This is a genomic window from Jejuia pallidilutea (assembly GCF_002973595.1).
GTDB classification, from domain to species: Bacteria; Bacteroidota; Bacteroidia; order Flavobacteriales; family Flavobacteriaceae; genus Jejuia; species Jejuia pallidilutea.
This window is the reverse complement of sequence record NZ_PVEO01000001.1, coordinates 311521-332279: the sequence shown is the minus strand read 5'-3', so window position 1 is coordinate 332279 and position 20759 is coordinate 311521. Positions and strand designations below refer to the sequence as shown.

19 protein-coding genes are annotated in these 20759 nt (G+C 34.4%); 6 read left to right on the top strand and 13 right to left on the bottom strand.

All coding sequences use genetic code 11. The features are described 5' to 3' along the window. Positions 1 to 93 precede the first annotated feature (93 nt). The 5 genes from CLV33_RS01505 to CLV33_RS01485 form a co-directional block, all read right to left on the bottom strand. On the bottom strand, positions 94 to 1581 hold the full coding sequence (locus tag CLV33_RS01505) for a cellulose synthase family protein (protein WP_105472403.1): 1488 nt from the start codon (positions 1579 to 1581) through the stop codon (positions 94 to 96). Further along, positions 1581 to 2294 carry a glycosyltransferase family 2 protein gene (locus CLV33_RS01500; protein WP_105472402.1) on the bottom strand — a complete coding sequence of 238 codons (714 nt, stop codon included), beginning with the start codon at positions 2292 to 2294 and terminating at the stop codon, positions 1581 to 1583. Before CLV33_RS01500 ends, CLV33_RS01505 begins: the two co-directional genes overlap by 1 nt. Continuing rightward, on the bottom strand, positions 2291 to 2767 hold the full coding sequence (locus CLV33_RS01495; RefSeq protein ID WP_105472401.1) for a toxin-antitoxin system YwqK family antitoxin: 477 nt from the start codon (positions 2765 to 2767) through the stop codon (positions 2291 to 2293). Before CLV33_RS01495 ends, CLV33_RS01500 begins: the two co-directional genes overlap by 4 nt. Before the next feature lie 187 nt (positions 2768 to 2954). After that, entirely contained in the window at positions 2955 to 4577 is a 1623-nt protein-coding gene (locus CLV33_RS01490) for a 4Fe-4S binding protein (protein WP_105472400.1), read from the bottom strand. Positions 4578 to 4587: 10 nt separating this feature from the next. Continuing rightward, positions 4588 to 5928 (bottom strand): NAD(P)/FAD-dependent oxidoreductase, encoded by a 1341-nt coding sequence (locus tag CLV33_RS01485; RefSeq protein ID WP_105472399.1) that lies wholly within the window; start codon positions 5926 to 5928, stop codon positions 4588 to 4590. A 201-nt stretch (positions 5929 to 6129) separates the two neighbouring features. Between CLV33_RS01485 and CLV33_RS01480 the strand changes: the two genes are divergently transcribed. The 5 genes from CLV33_RS01480 to CLV33_RS01460 are packed head-to-tail and all read left to right on the top strand — an operon-like array spanning position 6130 to position 10817. Beyond that, positions 6130 to 6843: a DUF547 domain-containing protein gene (locus CLV33_RS01480; RefSeq protein ID WP_105472398.1), complete on the top strand. Its 714-nt coding sequence runs from the start codon at positions 6130 to 6132 to the stop codon at positions 6841 to 6843. A 34-nt stretch (positions 6844 to 6877) separates the two neighbouring features. Further along, a complete protein-coding gene (locus CLV33_RS01475; RefSeq protein ID WP_105472397.1) occupies positions 6878 to 7774 on the top strand; it encodes a hypothetical protein in 897 nt (298 codons plus the stop codon). Between the two features lie 51 nt (positions 7775 to 7825). Beyond that, positions 7826 to 8833, top strand: a complete 1008-nt coding sequence (locus CLV33_RS01470) for a glycoside hydrolase family 113 (protein ID WP_105472396.1) — start codon at positions 7826 to 7828, stop codon at positions 8831 to 8833. After that, positions 8833 to 9561 carry a hypothetical protein gene (locus CLV33_RS01465; protein WP_105472395.1) on the top strand — a complete coding sequence of 243 codons (729 nt, stop codon included), beginning with the start codon at positions 8833 to 8835 and terminating at the stop codon, positions 9559 to 9561. Before CLV33_RS01470 ends, CLV33_RS01465 begins: the two co-directional genes overlap by 1 nt. Beyond that, positions 9558 to 10817: a POTRA domain-containing protein gene (locus CLV33_RS01460; RefSeq protein ID WP_105472394.1), complete on the top strand. Its 1260-nt coding sequence runs from the start codon at positions 9558 to 9560 to the stop codon at positions 10815 to 10817. The genes CLV33_RS01465 and CLV33_RS01460 overlap by 4 nt, the downstream gene beginning before the upstream one ends. An 85-nt stretch (positions 10818 to 10902) precedes the next feature. On the opposite strand, the gene CLV33_RS01455 is transcribed toward CLV33_RS01460, so the two are convergent. Further along, positions 10903 to 13569, bottom strand: coding sequence for a chondroitinase-B domain-containing protein (locus tag CLV33_RS01455; protein WP_105472393.1), 2667 nt, complete (start codon positions 13567 to 13569; stop codon positions 10903 to 10905). 392 nt (positions 13570 to 13961) lie between these two features. On the opposite strand from CLV33_RS01455, the gene CLV33_RS01450 reads away from it, so the two are divergent. Next, positions 13962 to 14693, top strand: a complete 732-nt coding sequence (locus tag CLV33_RS01450; RefSeq protein WP_211297524.1) for a metallophosphoesterase family protein — start codon at positions 13962 to 13964, stop codon at positions 14691 to 14693. Here CLV33_RS01450 and CLV33_RS01445 read toward each other — a convergent pair. From CLV33_RS01445 to arsS, 7 genes are all read right to left on the bottom strand, one after another. Beyond that, positions 14690 to 15388, bottom strand: coding sequence for a TIGR04283 family arsenosugar biosynthesis glycosyltransferase (locus CLV33_RS01445; protein ID WP_105472391.1), 699 nt, complete (start codon positions 15386 to 15388; stop codon positions 14690 to 14692). The genes CLV33_RS01450 and CLV33_RS01445 overlap by 4 nt on opposite strands. Positions 15389 to 15466: 78 nt before the next feature. Next, positions 15467 to 16354: a DUF547 domain-containing protein gene (locus CLV33_RS01440; protein WP_105472390.1), complete on the bottom strand. Its 888-nt coding sequence runs from the start codon at positions 16352 to 16354 to the stop codon at positions 15467 to 15469. Between the two features lie 20 nt (positions 16355 to 16374). Next, positions 16375 to 17346 (bottom strand): arsenosugar biosynthesis arsenite methyltransferase ArsM, encoded by a 972-nt coding sequence (gene arsM / locus CLV33_RS01435; RefSeq protein WP_105472389.1) that lies wholly within the window; start codon positions 17344 to 17346, stop codon positions 16375 to 16377. Positions 17347 to 17447: 101 nt separating this feature from the next. Beyond that, positions 17448 to 18260 carry a purine-nucleoside phosphorylase gene (locus tag CLV33_RS01430; RefSeq protein WP_105472388.1) on the bottom strand — a complete coding sequence of 271 codons (813 nt, stop codon included), beginning with the start codon at positions 18258 to 18260 and terminating at the stop codon, positions 17448 to 17450. Beyond that, positions 18253 to 18882 carry a TIGR04282 family arsenosugar biosynthesis glycosyltransferase gene (locus CLV33_RS01425; protein ID WP_042243034.1) on the bottom strand — a complete coding sequence of 210 codons (630 nt, stop codon included), beginning with the start codon at positions 18880 to 18882 and terminating at the stop codon, positions 18253 to 18255. Before CLV33_RS01425 ends, CLV33_RS01430 begins: the two co-directional genes overlap by 8 nt. Continuing rightward, on the bottom strand, positions 18875 to 19369 hold the full coding sequence (locus tag CLV33_RS01420) for a rhodanese-like domain-containing protein (protein ID WP_105472387.1): 495 nt from the start codon (positions 19367 to 19369) through the stop codon (positions 18875 to 18877). The genes CLV33_RS01425 and CLV33_RS01420 overlap by 8 nt, the downstream gene beginning before the upstream one ends. A 106-nt stretch (positions 19370 to 19475) precedes the next feature. Next, positions 19476 to 20540: an arsenosugar biosynthesis radical SAM (seleno)protein ArsS gene (gene arsS, locus CLV33_RS01415; RefSeq protein ID WP_105472386.1), complete on the bottom strand. Its 1065-nt coding sequence runs from the start codon at positions 20538 to 20540 to the stop codon at positions 19476 to 19478. Between the last annotated feature and the right edge of the window lie 219 nt (positions 20541 to 20759).

Here is a 20759-nt window from a genome sequence, read left to right as displayed (position 1 = left end):
AGATATAGCGAAACATTTATGTTCATGAATTCAAAAATTTAAAATAGAAACCTAAGAATAAAAGGGCGACAAGATAGGGTAGCGCCAAAATAATTAAACCTTAGAAGCCAAAGACTTAAAAAATACATAGCCAAAGCCTAAACATAACATAAGATGAAACGGAAAGAGCCCAAAATCGCCACCTTGGTCGCCAACAATAAAGGCGCTATACATACCAAACCCAAAGTAAAGCATTAATAGCCCTTCGAAAATAACATGAACGGAAATGTTGCGTTTAATGTATTTATTGTTTTTCCAATTGTCTTTAAACTTACCAATATTAAATTTTGGTGTACGTACAAATTCGCTTTTTTTGCCTAAATGCCCCTCTAAAACGGCTATAGAGTTATGCAACGAGAAGCCCATAGCTATAGAGAAAAATACAAAAAACATACCTATGTAACCCATAAAGTTTTTTAAACCGCCACCGTATATTTTACGGTACATAATCCAATAACAAATAAAAAATATAACGGTACTTATCACAAAAAAACTCATTACATAAAAATAAGGTTTTAAATGTGTGTATTCGTTTTTTATATATAACATGGGAATGCTTAAAATAGCAACTATAAGAACATTTAGAAACATGGTGCTGTTTAATAAATGTAACAGCCCATGCACTTTGGTTTTTGCAGAAATATTCTTGTTTTTTAAAACACGCCAAAGCATTTTCTTAAAGTTTTCTGCTCCACCTTTGTTCCACCTAAATTGTTGTGAGCGCGCTGCACTAATAACAATTGGTAATTCTGCAGGGGTTTCTACTTCTTCTAGATATTTAAACTTCCATTTTTTTAGTTGTGCACGATAGCTTAAATCTAAATCTTCGGTAAGGGTATCGCCCTCCCAATTGCCAGCATCTACAATACATGCTTTTCTCCAAATTCCTGCTGTACCGTTAAAGTTTATAAAGTGCCCTTTACTATTTCTGCCAACTTGCTCTAATGTAAAATGCGCATCTAAAGCAAAGGCCTGAATTTTGGTAAGTAGCGAATAGTTGCGGTTTATGTGCCCCCAACGTGTTTGCACAACACCAATCTCTTTATTTTTAAAATAAGGTACGGTGCGTTTTAACCAATCTTTTTGTGGTAAAAAATCAGAATCGAAAATAGCGATAAATTCTCCCTTTGCAATTTTTAAACCTTCTTTAAGCGCACCCGCTTTAAACCCTTTTCGGTCTTTTCGTGTTATATGCTGAATGTTTAATCCTGTGGATTGAAGCTTTTCTATATGCGCTTTTGTGGTGGCCACAGTTTCATCGGTAGAATCGTCTAAAACTTGAATTTCTAGCTTGTCTTTAGGGTAGTCTATTTTTGCGATGTTATCCAGCAAACGTTCCATAACATACATTTCGTTGTATACTGGAAGTTGAATGGTAACATAAGGCACTTCTTCTGGATGCGATAGGTTAAATTTAGGTTCGTTACTGATGTTTTTTGCCGACAAATAGTTAAATAACAAATTGAGTTGAGCCAATGCGTAGATAAAAATAAGCAACAACGCAATAGTGTAAATAACAATAATAACGGTTTCTATATACATTATTTAAGACTGTATTTAAAAATCCAACCTAATATTTTTACGCCTGCAAATATAGCACCTTTTACAGTTCCTGAAACTTTAGAAACGCCAATTCTATTTCGGTAATTTACAGGTACTTCTGTGTAGCTTAATTTTTGTTTTATAGCTTTTAATTGCATTTCTACAGTCCATCCATAGGTTTTGTCTTCCATATTTAGTGCCAGTAACTTATTGTATTTTATAGCTCTAAACGGCCCTAAATCTGTAAATGTGGCGCCAAAAAATAGTTTCATTAAAGCTGTAGCTAGCCAATTACCAAAAATTTGTGGCACAGTCATAGCGCCTTCCTCTCGTAGTTGTTTTACACGCGCTCCTATTACAAAATCTATATCTTTATCGATGATTGGCGCAACTATTTTATTAAGCTCCTCAGGATAATCACTGTAGTCTCCATCTAAAAAAACAACAATATCGGGCTTAATTTTTTTGTTGGCAATATAATCCATTCCTTTTAAGCACGCATATCCGTAGCCTTTGTTACTCTCGGTAAGTACGGTAGCTCCAGCCTTAGCAGCATTATTTTCTGTAGCGTCAGATGAATTGTTGCTTACCACAATAATCTCTTCAACGTGCTTTGGAATGTCGTTAATAACCTTTGCTATAGAATTTGCCTCGTTATGGGCAGGAATTATAACGTTTATACTATGGCTTTGCTTAGTATTGGGTTTTGTCATCTTAAGTCGTTAAGGTTATTTTCCTTTCTGAACGATTTAAAATCTGTCCATTCTTTAATTTGTTTGCCTTGTTTAAATTTTTTTGCAGACACTAGTTTTTCATTTTCATACATTAAACAATAACCGTTTTTTTTATTGTCTTTTAGTTGGCATTTATGATTAATTTTTTCCATAGCATCATAAAACAACCACCAATTATTTTTCTTACCGTTAATGAAATGGCCCTCACTTTCCTTTGTGCCGTTTTCGCGGTAAAAGTACCAATATTTTATAGGTTTACCGTTGTTAAAATGGCCTTCTTTTTGTGTTTTGCCGTTGGGGTAATAAAACGTCCAGTACTTAATTTTTATACCGTTTTCTACCCATCCTTCAGCTTTAATATTTCCGCTGTTGTAGAATTCCCTTAGGTATTTCTTTTCATCTGAAGCATTAAAGCTAATGCATAGTATTATTATAAGAATTAGGTTTTTCATTTAAAATATTTTTGTTCCAAAGCTATTTACATAGTTTTAGCAGTGATACATAGAAATGTTTTTTAAATCACCATGGCTAGTTTTTACTATTATATTTTTAAAACACTAAAAAATTTCCCTGTGTTAGTCTGCGAAATAGCGCTGTAAAATTGCTGAACTGAAAACAGGGCTTCAATGAAAACTATTTTTATTTCTGATTTACTAAATCCATTAAGTCTACATCGTTTCCTAATAAAATATCATTTGGGTTTATGCGTCCTGTTTCTGGGCCGTTTTCAAGTTTTAAAACACCTCTTGGGCAAACAGCAGAACATATGCCACAGCCTACACAACTTGCACGAATAATATTTTCGCCTTTTTGGGCATAGGAACGTACATCAATTCCCATTTCGCAATAGGTAGAACAGTTGCCGCAGGAAATACATTGCCCGCCATTGGTGGTAATTCTAAATCGAGATTTAAAACGTTGTACTAAACCTAGATACGCAGCAAGCGGACACCCAAAACGGCACCATACCCGGTTACCAAAAATAGGGTAGAAGCCAGTACCTATTACACCTGCAAACCAAGCCCCAATTAAAAAGCTATAGGTGTCTTTAATCCATTGTGATTTTATACCCAAAAAGGCTTCAGCACCCGAGAAATAACAGTAGAGGGTTACAAGTGTCATTACCAACGAAAACAATAAAACACCGTGAACTAACCAACGTTCTAATTTCCAGGCATTCAGACTTTTATCAGAATGTTGTCTGTAGGGATCGCCCAAGGTTTCGGCTAAACCACCACAGCCACAAACCCAAGAGCAATACCAGCGTTTTCCAAAGAAATATACCATTACAGGCACTATTATTAAAGTTAATATAGTACCCCAAACAAGTATAAAAAGCCCAATGGCTCCTCTATTTCTTAAATTATCTAAATTCCATTCAAAAAAGAAGTCGTAATCTAACGGAAATGCATTTTTAAAATCGTACCCGGGCATGTTTAGGCTGGTCATAATTTCAGGAATTAAAAATGCAAATACAATTTGAAAGAAGAGTACCGAGGTTGTTCTGATAATTTGATATTTGTTGTGTCTGTATTTTATGTACATGCGTACCGCCATAACAACCATAACGGTACAATATAAAAACCCATAAACAAACCATTGGCTTGCTGGCCCTCCATTTAAAAATATGCTTATTGGGTCTAAAATGTAAGTCCAATTCACAATATAATCTGGCATAAAGTATAGCAGCAAATAAAACACTACCAAATACACAAATACTACCCAGGCAATGCCACCGCGATTGGTGCTTGCTTTATGGTAAATACCATTGTTTTTAATTCCTGGTCTGCCCAAAAGCACAAGGTTAGGGATTATAAATAATAGCGCACCAATAATGGACAAACCAAAGGTAAGCCACCACAACAACCCCGAATTTTCCTTTACAAAACCAGAGCCTGCTTTTTTTGCTATTTCATAACTTAGGGTATGTGGTTTTCCGTAGATCTTATATTGGTATTGTTCGCCTTTTTTATCCCAATTCTTTTCGGCATCATACTTTGCAATTAATGCATCGTAGTAGTTGTTGGAGGTTTTATAAGCATTCCTAACGCGACTAGAAAATTCAAAAATATTTAAGTTTTCTTTAGTAACCGTTGCCTTTTTAAGTTCATCTTTAATAAGTTCACTTTTATAGTTTTTTGAGGCTAAAAATTCATTTAATTCAGCTTCAGTTAAACTAAAATTACCAGTAAAAATACTTCCGGTAAAAATGCCTATACCAATAATGAATAAAGCTAAACCTAATTGTTTTAATACGTTCATAATTATTTTTTTAGGCAAATATGCGTCTCCAACTTTTCTTTTTAAGTTGAATGTTTGTATTGTTTTCTTTGTTAAATTTTAAAACGATGTTGCGTTCGTATTGTTTGTAGAATTCAGGATCGAAATTAGCATCTGCTAAATGTTCTAAAACATAATCTACAGATTGTTTTTCGTTTAACATTTTATCGAAAAACTCGTGGCGCATACGAATGCCAAAGGTGTTGATGCCAATAAACTCACGAGTGTTTTTATTGTAATTAATATGAATGCATTTATTGCCATCGGCATGTTCCCAATAAAACCGTGCCTCGTTTGCTTTGGGTTGTGCCCAAACCCATCCATAGGTTTGGTATTCAATATCAAAAAACTTTGCAGAGTTAAACCAGTGCCCAGGATTGTATTGTATTCTATTGCCACAAATAGTTTGCGCAAGCGTTTCACCCATCATTCGGCCCGTGTACCAAACCGCTTCAATAGGTCTGCGTTGGTTAATCCCTTCCTGCTGTTCTGCACAATCGCCAATGGCATAAACATCGGGGATATTGGTTTCTAAATACCGATTTACTTTTACGCCACGACCAGTTTTAATTTCAGAATCTTTTATAAAATCTATATTAGGCGAAACACCAGCAGTTAAGCCAACCACGTTACAGGGAATTTCCTCACCTGTTTCTTCAATAATTACAGATTTAACTTGTTCGTTTTCATCAGAAATTATTTCCTTTAAATTGGTAGACAATCTTAAGTCTATTCCGTTGGCCATAATTTCACGGTTAATTATTGCACTTTCAGCTTCGGGTAGCACACCATTCCAAAAACTGCTTTCACGTACCAAAAAAGTAACAGGAATATGGCGGGAATGTAACATTTCTGCCAATTCAATACCAATTAAGCCACCACCAACAACTACGGCGCGTTTACAAACTTTGTTATTGGGCGCATATGTTTCTAAATTCTCTAAATCCTGTTTATGGTACATGCCCATAACACCTTTTAGATTTTCACCAGGCCATCCAAATTTATTGGGTTTACTGCCTGTGGCAATTATTAATTTATCGTATTCTAGAGTGTCGCCTTCAGCAAAATGTAAGGTTTTAGATTTGGTTTCAATTTGCTTCACAAATCCTTTCTTGAGATGAATTTTGTTTTTCTTCCAAAACCAATTTTCGTAAGGCTGCGTATGCTCAAATTTCATATGGCCCATGTACACGTACATTAATGCGGTACGGGAAAAGAAATATTCAGTTTCAGCAGAAACTATAGTGATTTTTTTATCGGAAAGTTTACGAATGTGTCTGGCAGCGGTTACGCCAGAAATTCCATTTCCTATTATAACGATATGTTCTTCCATAATTTGGTTGTTATGCTGTATTAGGTCGCATCTAAAGATAAGAACTTAACAAGTGCCTTTAATTTAGAACAGGTTTAAATTGGTTAAGTTTTGTAAGGAATGGTATTAGGTTGAGACGCGAAAATTTTTTGTTTTTTTTGAAAGTTTCTTGAAGCAAGACTGACTTAGATGAAAGTATATCACTAATCAAATTATTTAAAAATGAAAAAAATCATAGTCATAATTACAGTACTATTAGGAAGTATTTCTACGCAAGCACAAGATTTAGATACATTCTTTAATAAAGCCGAAGCATTTTTTAAAGCTAACGTAGCTAACGGTAGAGTGGCTTACGATACTATACACAAAGCTCCTTCACAACTTAACGAAATTTTAAAAATTGCCGAAGGTATTTCGGTTTCTAAAGTCGATGCTAAAAACTTCCAAGCCTTTTGGATTAATGCTTATAATCTTTTGGTGATAAAAGGACTTATTGACCATTATCCAACAAAATCGCCCTTAGATCATGCTGGTTTTTTTGATAAAACTAAGTACAGTATAGGGGGAATAAGTACCACTTTAAATGACATTGAACATAAATTGTTAAGAGGAAATTTTAAAGAACCTCGTTTTCACTTTGTACTCGTTTGTGGCGCTGTAGGATGTCCACCCCTTATTAATAAAGCATATTTGCCAAATACTCTAGATGCGCAACTAGAAACCCAAACTAAAAAAGCTATAAATGGGGATTTTATAAGGGTAAATAACAAGAAAAACCGTGTGCAAGTATCTCAAATTATGGAGTGGTATAAAGAGGATTTTACTATGAATGGTATGGATGAAATAGACTTTATAAATACATATAAAACAGACAAATTGGAAGGTAAATGGAAGTTAAGTTATTTTCCTTACGATTGGACAATTAATAAACAATAATAACAGGTCTAAACAAATATTTAAAGCCAAAATAATGAAAAGAGTAATAGTAATATTAGTAGTAATGGTGATGTCCTTTAATGGATTTTCGCAAGAAGAAGAGCAAGAACAACGCAGCGTAATTCAAACCTATACGCCTTCAATCTTACTAAAAAAAGGACAATGGGATATCAAATGGTTTAATAATTTATATACTGAAACTAAAGATTTATTTGGGCCCAATGGCGAAAAACAAAACATACCAAGAAATACCTTTTTTACCTCAACAGTTGATGTTTTTACGGGTGTATCTAATAATAATACATTAAATGTTGGATTGTTATTAGAATTTCGCTCTAATGTTATTGGAGGTAGAAATGCGCTAGATGTGTTTTCTTTTGATGGCGAACGTGGTACAGCGCGTTCTGGTTTTACATCATTCGCGCCTGCAATAAAATTTAACCCAATTAAAAATGTTGGCAATTTTACCATTCAAACCGCATTTCATATTCCATTAGTTGATAATGAAACCGAAGAAGGTGTGTTTTTAGATCAAGACGGATTTATATTCCAAAACAGATTTTTCTACGATTATAGTTTTGCAAGTGGCGATTGGCAGCTGTTTTCAGAGTTAAATACCGAGTATAATTTTGGGGAACAGGCAAGTTTTGCCTACAACAGTTTACGCTTAACGCCTGGTGTATTTTTAAGTTACTTCCCAAGTTCTAAATTTACCGTGTTAGGTTTAGTGCAGCATATTCAGCTTATCTCTTTTAGCGGAAATGATAAAGGAGAAAACAATTTTAGCCAAAATGCTTCTATTATTGGTGGTGGTGCAAAATACCAATTAACCAAAGCACTTAACGTAGAATTCCTGTATTCAAACTTTTTTAGAGGAAACAATACAGGTTTAGGGCAAACTTTTAATATTGGGTTAAGGGCGTTATTTTAGTGTAATACTATAAGATTAAATAGTACCTTAGAAGCTTAAAAGTTATGATATATGAGGCATTATAAACTACTTGTTTTTATTTTAATATTCGGTTTTCAATCTTGTAATACACAAACTGATAAAATAAATGGGGTGAGTTTTGTTGCTGCCAATGCCGAGGTTACGGCTAAACATATACATCCGCTTGTAAATGTAAATGCCAATTATGCAGCTATTATGCCCTTTGGTTTTATAAAAGATTTAAAACATCCTGAAATTATCCACAACACCCATAGGCAGTGGTTTGGCGAAACTGTAGATGGCGCAACACAGTACATTAACGAGCTACATAAAAAAAATATTAAAATTATGCTAAAACCCCAGATTTGGGTATGGCAAGGCGAGTATACAGGACACATAGAAATGAGTAGTGAAACCGATTGGAAAGCTTTAGAAGACTCTTACTCAAAATTTATTTTAGCCTATGCAGTGTTAGCTAATCAACTTAATGTCGACATATTCTGTATTGGTACTGAACTAGAACGTTTTGTTACAAACAGATCAGCATATTGGCAAGCGCTAATAAAAAAAATTAAAACCATTTACAAAGGGAAATTAACCTATGCTGCCAATTGGGACGAATTTAAACGTACACCGTTTTGGAGTGCACTAGATTATATTGGAATTGATGCTTATTTTCCTGTTAATGACAGTAAGACACCTACGGTTGAAGCTTGTTTAAAAGGGTGGAAAACCCATAAACCAATTATAAAATCTATCTCTGAGAAAGAAGGGAAACCTATACTTTTTACAGAGTTTGGATACAGAAGTGTAGATTATGCAGGTAAAACACCTTGGAAGAGCGATAGGGCTTTGGGAGCGGTTAATTTAGAGGCACAAAAAAACACCACGAAGGCTTTGTTTGAAACTTTTTGGAAAGAAAATTGGTTTGCTGGAGGCTTTATTTGGAAATGGTTTATAAATCACAGCAAGGTGGGAGGGCAAAACAATACTATGTTTACGCCACAAAACAAACCAGTAGAAACATTAATTCGCAATTACTATAAAACAAAATATTAATGCAAAAGTGGAATTATATATTGTTTTTTATTTTGATAATTACATCTTGTTCTGATGCAGATGATACCACTGAGCAAACGCTAGCAGTATATGCTTCTAGCAATAATATTGAAACAGGAGCCGTAATAGCGTGTGCGGCAAGCGATAAAGACACTGGAGCAATTTTAACATTTTTTTATCCTGAAGCAGGTGCTACTAATATAAGGTTCTATGAGACTAAAAATGTTCAAGTAGACCATGAGAATTATGCCAATTACAACCAAGTACTCATAAATAGTGAGCCGTTTTTTAATGGGCATTTGGGTAAGTTTACACAGTCTACTTCCAATGAAAAATGGGTAATTATTACTTTTGAACTAGATGGTGAAGTAAAAATTTCAAATCCAATACGCATCAAACACTTAACGAAACCAACGGTTTGGACTAAAGATGTTACTGTAAACAAAGCCACCTCTAAAATGCCAATTTTTTCATGGACACCAAATGCTGTTGGCGATAATGCTATTTATTTTCAGGTAATTTCAGACACGCAAAATAATTTGTTGTCTGGCACTTATACTTACCAGAGTTCATTTCAATATTACAATACCAATAATGTGGTGCTAAATGTTACCACCAAAACACCTCCAGACTTAATTGTTGGCAACACTTATAATTTTACATTAATGGATGTAAGTATCGATAATTGGGTGAATTTGGTGATTACTAAATCTTTTTCAGCTCAATGATAAAACTATTTTTTGCCGTTGTATTCACTATGTGTTTTAGCTGCATGCTGTATGCTCAAGATAACTATGTGGCCGATGTAAAGGTTCAAGGGAATAAAAAATTAAAAACAGCATTCATAAAAAAAGTAGCATCTGTAAAATCTGGTACTATTTTAGATTCTTTACGTATAGAGGAGGATATGAAATTGTTAAAACGGCTACCTTCCATCTCCCATGCCTATTATCAAGTATTTCGAACTGAAAATGGCACGTACAATGTGTTTTATAATATTGAAGAAAATTTTACTTTAATTCCTTTGGTAAATTTTTATACTACTGATGACGACGAATTTGCGTACCGTATTGGTCTTTATGAGTTTAATGCCTTTGGGAGCAATGTTATTATTGGCGGTTTTTACCAAAAGGATATTTACGATTCTTACGCTATTAATTTTAGAGCGCCTTTTTTGTTTTCGCGCCGTTTGGGTTTAGCTGTTAATTATCAAGATTTAACCACTCAAGAACCAGTTTTTTTTGAAGATGAAACTGCGCAATACAAATACAACAACGAAAGTTTTGAAGTGCTAGGTTTGTACCAATTTAATTTTCATAACAGATTGGAATTTGGTATAAATTATTTTGTGGAAGATTACCGTTTTAAAGGCGAAAATATTAATAATCGTCCAGAATTGAACGTACCCAAATGGTTAGCAAAAGGTATCTACGAATATAACAACCTAAATTATTTCTATCACTTTGTTTCGGGGTTTCGAAACATTTTTAACTTTCAGTATGTAACTTCTTCAAACGATATGCTTCCTGATTTTTTTATAGGTTGGAACGATTTTTTCTATTTTAAACGTATTGGAGATAAGGGAAATTGGGCAAATAGGGTGCGTATAGGCTTGTCTACAAACGATGAAACCCCGTTTGCACCGTTCTCGGTAGATAATAATATAAATGTGCGTGGTGTGGGGAATACCATAGATAGAGGTACGGGTACAATTGTTTTTAATACCGAGTACCGATATACACTTTACGAAAAAAACTGGTTTGTACTGCAGGGAAATGCCTTTGTAGATGCAGGAACATGGCGAAATCCAGGTGGTGATTTTGGCGATTTTAGCAAAAAAGATAATGTAAAAATATACCCTGGTTTAGGTTTGCGCTTTATTCATAAAAAAATATACAATGCCATATTTAGAATAGATTATGGTTACGGTATTTCTAAAAATGCCACTAAAGGATTTGTGTTTGGTATAGGGCAGTATTTTTAGTTTAAAGTTTAAAAAAAAAAGAGGCCGTCTAAAAATACTTTTAAAACAGCCTCTTTGTGAGTTTTTTAGAGATTTATGATGTTTTTTATTTTGAAATAATAATCTTGCTTATATGTTTACTACTGCCTTTTACAATTTCAACAAAGTAGAAACCTTCTGAAATTGACGAAACATCAATAGTTTCTTTGCTTAACCTAGCATTAAGATTCTTAGTTAATATTGCTTTACCAGAAATATTGTAAATAGTTAATTTATCTAAATTATTATTTGTTTTACTTAAGTACAACATACCATTACGAACCGGATTTGGAAAAAGTTTTATATCTTCTTTAGACATATCATTAATAGACAAAGCGCTTGCTGTTCCAAAAAACTCAATTTCGGTAATATTTGTCCAAACACTTTTTCTGGAGTCTCCAGCAGTATTAAATCTTCCAAAGCTCATTAATTTAACATAACGTGCGTTCGCAGTAATTTCATATTGGTCGTAATCATCGCGAGTTCCAGTTGTTGTGGTTATCAATAAATCGCCTGAAGTTGGTAATAGCATCGTAAAATCAGCAGGATTTGTTCCGGTAGTTGATATCCAAATTTGTAAACCATAAGGATCGGATTTATCATCAGTAGCAATTCTAATTAAATCTAAATTGTAGGCTTCACCTAAATCAAAAATAACATATTCACCATCACCTTTGTAATCATCAACTAAAATGTCACCATCATCTGCCGTCCATTGCGTACCAGTATCTTTATCTAGAGTATTTGCGGCATAGTTAAATTTTGATGTTCCATCTACCTGTTCTTTTGAAAACGAGTGAATAGAAACTGGGCCACCACCAGGCACATCATTAATAAGATTATAAATATCTGTTAGGTCTGCGCCTTCTTGAGTTACGGTTAGGGTTCTAACAATATCGTCGCCTCCAGGAATTTGTGTAAATGTTACTGTGCCAACTCTTTCTGTAGTTTCGGTATTTTCAGTTACCGTTACAGAGACAGTAGTGGCACCAGTACCAGAGGCTACATCAATAGATATCCAATCGTCGTTTGATAGCGCTGTCCAGCTTACATTAGCATTAACAGACACATCGTAGCTGCCAGCATTAGGATTTAGCGGAGGTAGGCTGCTAACGGTTAAGGTTTCAATAACTTCAATGGTACAATCGCCATTGGTAATACCAGATCCTGTATAATCTAAGAAACAAGCGCCAATACCATAACCAACCATGGCATCGGTTGCAGGAGAATAAGCGCCCATGTCGGCACCTTTTCCTGTAGTTCCCGTACCTGAAAAAGTAAAAATTTCACCATCAGCATTCGCTGTAATTCCAGTTTCTTCAGAAAACCCTGCATTTGTTTCACCCAAAGTTGTTCCTGTGTACACGTTTCCATTATACGTTAATGTACTGCCTATATTGGCATACGATGTGGGGTCGTCTCCTGAAATTATAGGAGTGATATTGGGGTTGCCAGCTTCAAAATAAATTAAGTTATTAGAAACCGTTCCTGTAATGTCATTATTGTTATCTGTATTTACATTATAGAACAAAGGCGCGTTTGTATTCACAATGGTATTGTTAGAAAGTGTAATACTGTTGCTTTCTTGATAGCCATTTGATGTGTCGTCGGTAGTACAAGAAACGTCAGCATTAGCGCCACCACCAATAAAGGTAATGCCATTATTCCATTTTGCGAAATCATTAACGGTTATACAATCTTGTATGTAATTATTTGTAATGGTGTGGTAACTATCAGAAATTCTAATACCTCCGGTACCTTCAACATCTTCACCTAAAAAATAGTTGCCATCAACTGTAGCGTAAGAACCATGGCGTAACACTAAAGAGCCTCTACATCTTCTAAACGTATTGTTTGTATAGGTGTTGCCTTTACTTTTATTGGTTATAATTTCATTTTCCCCATCGGCTTGCACAAAATAATTGTTACTAACCGTTACGTTACTATTTACCATTTGGTAAGAGCTTGTACCAATGCGAATAGTTTCGCTATCTCCAGCGTTTGATAATTCGTCACCATTGGCTTTTCTACCGTATTTCTCGGTCATTTTTTCATAATTATAGAAATAATTATTCATTATGGTATGGCCAACTTCAGCACAACTATTATTTATTTCTGGCTCTCCATCGGGTACAACAGGAAATGCGTTATACGAGTATTCCCCTAAAATTATAGCACCTGCACTTACTTTATTCATAAATGTGCAGTTAATTACGCTATTGTAAGTACCGTAAAGTACAATCCATCTATGTTTTGGTATTTGTTCATCTAATAAATCCTCAGCTAATTCGTCTGGCTCAATACCTAATCCATCAATTGCACAATTTCTAATGGTGCTATGGTGGGCATAATCGGTACCATTTCTAAATTCAATAAAATTACTAGCACCGTAGCCGCCTTTCCAATGGAAACCATCAACAATTAGGTATTCACCAGTTGCAATTTTATCGCCTGTAGTATCATCGGTTTCACCACCAATAGTTAAACGTGGCCCTCCGGTAAAAATAACGCCTCCTGGTGTTTCAGCTCTTAAAATCACAGGGTTTTCTGCGGTACCAGAACCAAGAAACCTAATGCGTTCATCGGTAGTGTACGTGCCATTTTTTAAAATAATAACATCTCCTGGTTGGTAAATTACATCTCGAACGGCTTCAGGGTCGTCAATATTGTACGTTGTTTGTCCCAGTACTGAAGCCGAAAACAGCAATAGAAAAAGAAAGGTAATTTTTTTCATGAGTTTTGTCTTTTTTAGATTAGTAATACTAGTAGGCTATACAGCAAAACAGTTAGGTTTTGTTAATTTAATTTTGGGCGATAACTAACAAAAATAATTGGTTTACCAGATTGGTTTACCAAATATAACATTTATAAAATAATGAAAAAAATAAATTATATAAAATATGTATAGGGTTCTGTAAATCGTTAAGCATTTGTTTTTTAAACGATTAAAACTGTGTTTTTGTCGTTTAAACTCTTTACATAAACGCCTTAAAAAATGATATATGGTAATGGTATTACAAAAAAAAAAGACAAAATTTATACTTTCATTTTTTTTTGAATTAAAAATTAGTGTAATAGCTGATTGTTTTTTGTAGAATCTATTAGTTTTGCCTAAAACAATAAATTATGCGCACTTTTGCAATTGGAGACATACACGGCGGTTTAAAGGCTTTGTTACAAGTATTAAATATACTGGAAATTAAAGATGAAGACACTTTAATTTTTATGGGCGATTATGTAGATGGTTGGAGCGAATCTGCACAAGTAGTTCAGTTTTTAATAGAACTTTCAGGGAAATTTAATTGTGTTTTCATTAAAGGTAATCATGATGTATGGTGTGAAGACTGGTTGCGAAGTGGTGAAGTATACCCAACTTGGTATATGCATGGAGGAAAAGAAACTATAGAAAGTTATGAAACGTTTTCTAATGAAGATAAAAAGCAACATCTAAAATTTTTTGAAAGCCTAAAGATGTATCATATCGATGAAAACAATAGATTGTTTTTGCATGCAGGCTTTACATCAATGCATGGTGTTGAAAAAGAGGTGTTTAAAACCACCTTGTATTTTGATAGAACACTTTGGGAAATGGCATTAACTATGGACCAAAGCATTGAAAAAACCTCTGAATTATATCCAAAGCGACTTACACATTATCATGAAATTTATATTGGCCATACGCCAACTTTAAATTACAACGAATACGCGCCAATGAATGCCGTAAACGTATGGAATATTGATACGGGAGCTGCATTTTTTGGTAAGCTTTCGGCCATTAACATAGATACAAAAGAAGTATTTCAAAGTGATGTAGTGAAAGATTTGTATCCAGAGGAAGTAGGTAGAAATAAATCTTAAGAGTTAATTAAATTTTCCTTGTAATACTTAGTAAGCTCATTTGGGGAAGCGCCCAATTTTCGTTTTAAATGAATACACCAGAAATGATATTGTGTTTTCCAAACGCCATGTTTTTCATAACATCTTGCAGAGGTTGTTAACCATTTAGGAATTACAACAAATTCATTTATAGAAAACAGTTTTTTTATTAGTTCATTATCCTCGTAAATAAAAAACTGCTCGTTATATCCCCCAATGTCTTTAAATAGTTTTTGGGTAATAAATAAACTTTGGTCGCCACCTCTGCTCGCCATAATGGGTAAGGCGGTGAGCCATCCTGCCAATTTTAGCCACCAATGGCTGTTGTTAAATTTCATTCTAAAACACCCTGCATTATTGCCTTTTTGTATTTGAGATAGTATATAGGTATCAAAATTTTTAGGTGGAAAAGAATCTGCATGTAAAAAGTAGAGCACATTACCTTTGGCAGCTTTTGCGCCATGATTCATTTGTTTTGCGCGACCTTTTTCTGCTAATATCGCTTTAACAGACCTTATGGGTCTAATAACATCTAGTGTACCATCAATACTCCCACCATCAACCACAATTACCTCTTCAATATTTTCTTTAGATGAATTTTCAAAGAGATGCTTCAGCAGTTTTTCAATAGTGGCTGCTTCATTTAGAGTAGGTATAATGATGGAAATTTTATTCATAAAACTTGTATTTGTTATTCTGAATTTATTCTAGAATCTAGATGAGGTACTTAAATGAATTCAGGATGATACGTTGTGTCATTCATTCAAATCCCAACTGTAATCTTTAAAATGTTTTTTAGCATTTTGCGAAATCTCTACCTTAGAATATCGATTTAAAAAATCGATTAGCGAACCGTTCTGTTTAAAATCCTTAGCAAACCACTGGAATATTTTAGAAAGTTCTAAGTTGTTTACTGAAATAGCATTTCGTTCAGGGTCACTTAAAAACTCATTGGTAGCGTTAGTTAACTGAGCTTCTAAATTGGAAGCATTAAAGGCTTCATTTTGTAATTTAGGACACGAATAAGAAGCACAAACAATAGCAAAATGAATGCGTGGTTCGTTCATTTTACGTAAAATGTCGTGCTCTATTTCATCTAAATTATACCATTTTTCTCCCAATTTCCAGTAGCGTTGCTGCCATGGATTTTTAATGTCCTTTATGCTTTTTACTGGATAATGACGTAGGATTAAGTCAATAGTCATAGCATTGTAAGCATTAATCCAGTAGGCAAGTTTCTCTTCTTTAGACCAAGCGTTATTTGGTATATTTTTGCCTAATTGTTCAATATAACTTAGTAGTAGTTTATGATTTTTCTTTAAGTCCTTATAACTCACATTTCCTGCTTCAGAAACATACGCTTTAAGTAAATTATTTAATATGTTATGATTAAATACTTCTGGAACATTTTCTTCTGCATTTAGTATTGGCTTCTCAATAATTTCAATTTCCTCATTAGAATCAGGAACATACAAAGTGTCTGTTATTTTTATAACCTCAGTATTGCTATTGGCTACAGAACCATTTTCCTCTGTTTTAGGTGTTGGTTTGGGAGTAGGTTTTTTGGTGTTGTTAACTACGCTTTTAGTACCAGAACAAGATAGTACTAAAGAGGTTAAAAAAATGAGACTCAATAATTTCATAACTTAGTGTTAATTAGTGATTAACAGCACCCGCCACCATCGTAGTGGTAAGTAGATTCACTAATGAAAATATCGTGCCGCTTTAAATTAGCTAACGCTCCAGCAGTTTTATCGCATATAGCTAAAGGCTGATTTTTTAATAACACATGTCCTTTTTTGTCATCAAAATAATCGTTGTCACCATAGTAAATAGCAGCTTTTCCAGTAAAAATACACGGTCCGTCTTCGGGCATTGGGTCTTTTATGGCTGCCACCTCAATAGACTCTATATAAATTAATTCGTTGGTTGGGTAATGTTTAGGATCTAATATTCTGTAAGGTTTTCTAGCTCTAATTTCAATGGTACCAAAACCAGCATTGGTTAGTGCTTTTACGTAATCGGCAATTGGTAAACTTCCGCTTAAGCATAAGGCACGCAAACGCTCATCATTACGTAGTGTGTCATTCATTGGTTGTTCACAAGTTGGGTCGCTCATTACTAAACGTCCATGAGGTTTAAGCACACGATACATTTCTGCGATAGCCTTTTTTAAATCTTCAGCTTTAAAAATATTGAACAAGCAATTTTGGGCAGCAACATCAATTGTATTGTCTTCTACAGGTAAGTTTAAGGCGTCTCCTTTTTTAAGGTCAACAAATTCACTTTTAAACCAGTTGTTTAGAGCTTCGGCTTCAATAAAGTTTCTTCTTGAGGCTTCCAACATTTCATCCACCACATCAACACCAATAACGCCACCTTTTTGTCGGTTAAAATAAGCGAACTGCAACAATTCCATGCCGCCACCAACGCCCACATATAGCATTTTTGGATTGTTGGTAAGGTCTCTTGCATGCACAGTAGATCCACAACCATAGTTCATTTCTTGCATAATTTTTGGGATTTTTAGCCCTGGTAGTTCCCAAATTGGGTTAGTGGTACAGCATAGGCCAACATCTGGGGTTATAGCTGCTTCTTTGTATACCTTGTGTGTGGTTTCTAAGTATGTGCTCATGTTTTAGTTTTCAGTGTTCAGTGTTCAGTATGCAGTATGCAGTATGAAGTATTCAGTATGCAGTAGACACTTGACTGCTTACTGCTACTAAATAAACTAACTTAAAGTGTTTTAATCAATTCTTTAAAAAGGATCACCATGTTTGGTTCAGCCATGGCCGCCATAGCTATGATTTCCTCAATATTTATAGGTTTTAGGTTATCTGGGTCGCATTCATCTGTTAAAACAGATACGGCAGCTGCTTTTAATTTTAAATGATTCGCAACAATAATTTCTGGAACGGTACTCATTCCAACGGCATCTGCACCAATAATTTTAAGCATTCTGTATTCCGCTCTGGTTTCTAATTGCGGACCAACAACACTGGCATAAATACCTTCGTGTAAAGTTATGTTGTGTGCCTTTGCTATACTTTTAAATTTGGCGTTAATGTCTGCGTTATATGGTGCGCTCATATCTACAAAACGCTCACCCATTTGTTCAATGCCTCTTACGGCAAGTGGAGAACTTCCTTGAAGATTAATATGATCATCAATCAGCATTAATTCCCCTTTTTTGAAATTTAAATTAATGGCGCCAGCAGCATTAGATACTAAAAGTGTTGTAATACCTAATTGTTGCATAACACGCACAGGATACGTTACATCTTGTAATGTGTAGCCTTCATAAATATGAAAACGTCCTTGCATTACCACGACTTTTTTTCCGGCTAGATTACCGTAGATAAGCTTTCCTTTGTGAAACTCAACGGTAGCTGTTGGAAAATTAGGAATATGGTTATAGCTTACTTCTTTTAAAATTTCAATAGAATTAATGAGTTGGCCTAGGCCAGTACCTAGAATAATGCCTACTTCGGGTTCGTTAAAACCTTTGTCTTTAAGGTAGTCTACTGTTTCATTAATAAATTTAAGCATGTAATTGTTTTATTTTTTCTTGTAGTTTTTTATTCGATTTGTAAAACGTTGAAGCTATTAAATCTTCATAGGTATCAATGTCATTTAGTGTTTCTAAAGTACTAAATGTAACGGCTTTTTCTGTTAGTTCTTGTAGTGTTTTTTCTAATAAATTATCCTTACTCCAGGGCTTGTTTTCAAACAGGAAATTATAATGTTTTGATTGGCCGATAAGATAATAGCCACCATCCTCCGCGGGACCAAAAACAGTGTCGCTTTTTTCTAAAGCTTTTAATCCATTAAAAATATGCGTTGCATTAATATCTGGTAAATCGGAACCGATTAGCACAATACGCTCATAACCATCTTCAAAACCTCTTGCAAAAGCATTTTTCATACGAATGCCAAGATCTGTACCTTCTTGTATAAATTTTTCAAAGCCTTGCCATTTTTCGTTAATGATGGTATCGGAAAAATAGATGCGCTTATCGGCTTCTACATTTAACGTTGCTTTTTCTGTAATGGCAACCAGTTCTTTATAAACTTCAAAAGCACCAACATCTCCAATAGTTTTCGCTAGTCGGGTTTTTACCTTTCCAAGTGTAATGTTCTTCACAAAAACAATAATAAGTTCTTTAGTCATATACTTTTATGCCTTTTTTTAACCATTTACTCCAAACTTTAGAAAATGTATGGACGGAGTCTGTAGGTTTTTCTTTCGAATTTAATACTTCTAAATCGTTATTCTTCCATTCAAAAATACCACCGTATAAATTTAGAACATTGGTGTAGCCTGCTTTTTTTAGTTTTTCAGCAACATCTTCTGATCTGATACCAAGTGAACAGTACACTACAATTTTGGCTTCCTTATTTGGTAGTTTTACTTCGGTTTTTTTTAAATTGAAACTATCATAACCTACACAAATGGCATCTTTAAGATGACTGATTTTAAATTCTCTTTCTTCGCGGGCATCTAAAAGAATAACATTATTTTGAATGTTTTTTAGTGCATCTACTGAAATGTATGGGATAGATTCTGTATTCTGTCGTTTTAAAAGTTTGTCTAATTTCTTTTGGGAAAATCCTGAAACAGATATACTAATACAAATAAATAGAGCTAATTTTTTCATTTTTTTATTCTGCAAGGTCTTTAAAACCTTGTAGGTGTTTTCATTTCATTTTTTCAGACCTACAAGGAATCCTCGTTCCTCGAAGATACCTTGCAGGTCATTTATTTTAAGCTACAGAGCCTTGGCAACTACTTCCCGCACCAGCAGTACAGCCATAGCAATGTTGTGAAATTACAATAGTTCTGCCTTCTAAAAGGTCTTCGTTGTAATCTGAGATATGTTTTACTTTACTATTTACAGGTAGTTCTAGCATTTGGTTAAAATCGCAATCGTATAAATACCCATCCCAACTAACCGAAAGCGTATTGGTGCACATAACGTTTTTAACCGCAGAAGGATTATATGCTTCAACCAATTGGTACATGTAATCTTCATAGTTTTCTGAAGCTATTAAATAATCTAAAAACCTTGAAATTGGCAAATTAGTAATGGCAAATAAATTATGAAATTGAATTCCAAAATCTTCTAACAACGCCTTTTTAAAATCCTTTTCCATAGCCATTTGGTCTCCTGGTAAAAATGCCCCCGACGGGTTATAAACCAAATCTAAGCGTAAACTGCTCTCTGGCATGCCATACCCAATAGTGTTTAGCATTTTTAGAGCTTCTATCGAGGCATCGAAAACACCATCACCACGTTGTTTGTCTGTTTTGCCCCTTGTCCAATGCGGCATAGAACTCACTACATGTACATTGTGTTTTTTGAAGAATTCCGGTAAATCGTAATACTTTTTATTGGCTTTTATTATGGTAAGGTTAGAGCGTACAATAAAATCCTTAATTCCTGCTTTTGACGCTTCCTCAACAAACCATCTAAAATTAGGATTCATTTCTGGTGCACCACCTGTTAAATCTAAGGTGTGTGCCCCTGTGTTTTTAATAACATCTAAACATTGTTGCATAGTTGCTTTGGTCATAATTTCTTTTCGGTCTGGACCAGCATCTACATGACAATGTTCGCATACTTGATTACACATGTATCCCACATTAATCTGAAGGATTTCTAGTTTTTTAGCTTTTAGGGGAAATTGATTAGTTTCTCCAATTTTAGAGGCAAAAGTTGGTAAATCCCCATTTTTAAAAATACCATTCGACAGAATTTCTAATTGTCTTTTGCTATTGGCTAATGCGCTTTCGCGTTTGTGTAGTGATTGTGTTTTTACTTTCGTCATATGCTTTCTTAGGGACTACTTTTTTAGTTTTGTTCATTTTGCCTTGATGCACTATTTAGTTTGAAAGATCCGGTGGACGTTTTAAGCTAAATACGATGAACCAAAAAATCAAGTTCAAGTCGAGGAATTTTCCAGTTGAAAACACTGGAGACCGATTTGAAAACTCCGCATCGAACTGTCGTTCTCCTGTTCTCGTAGCTTTACTTCATCTATTCTGGC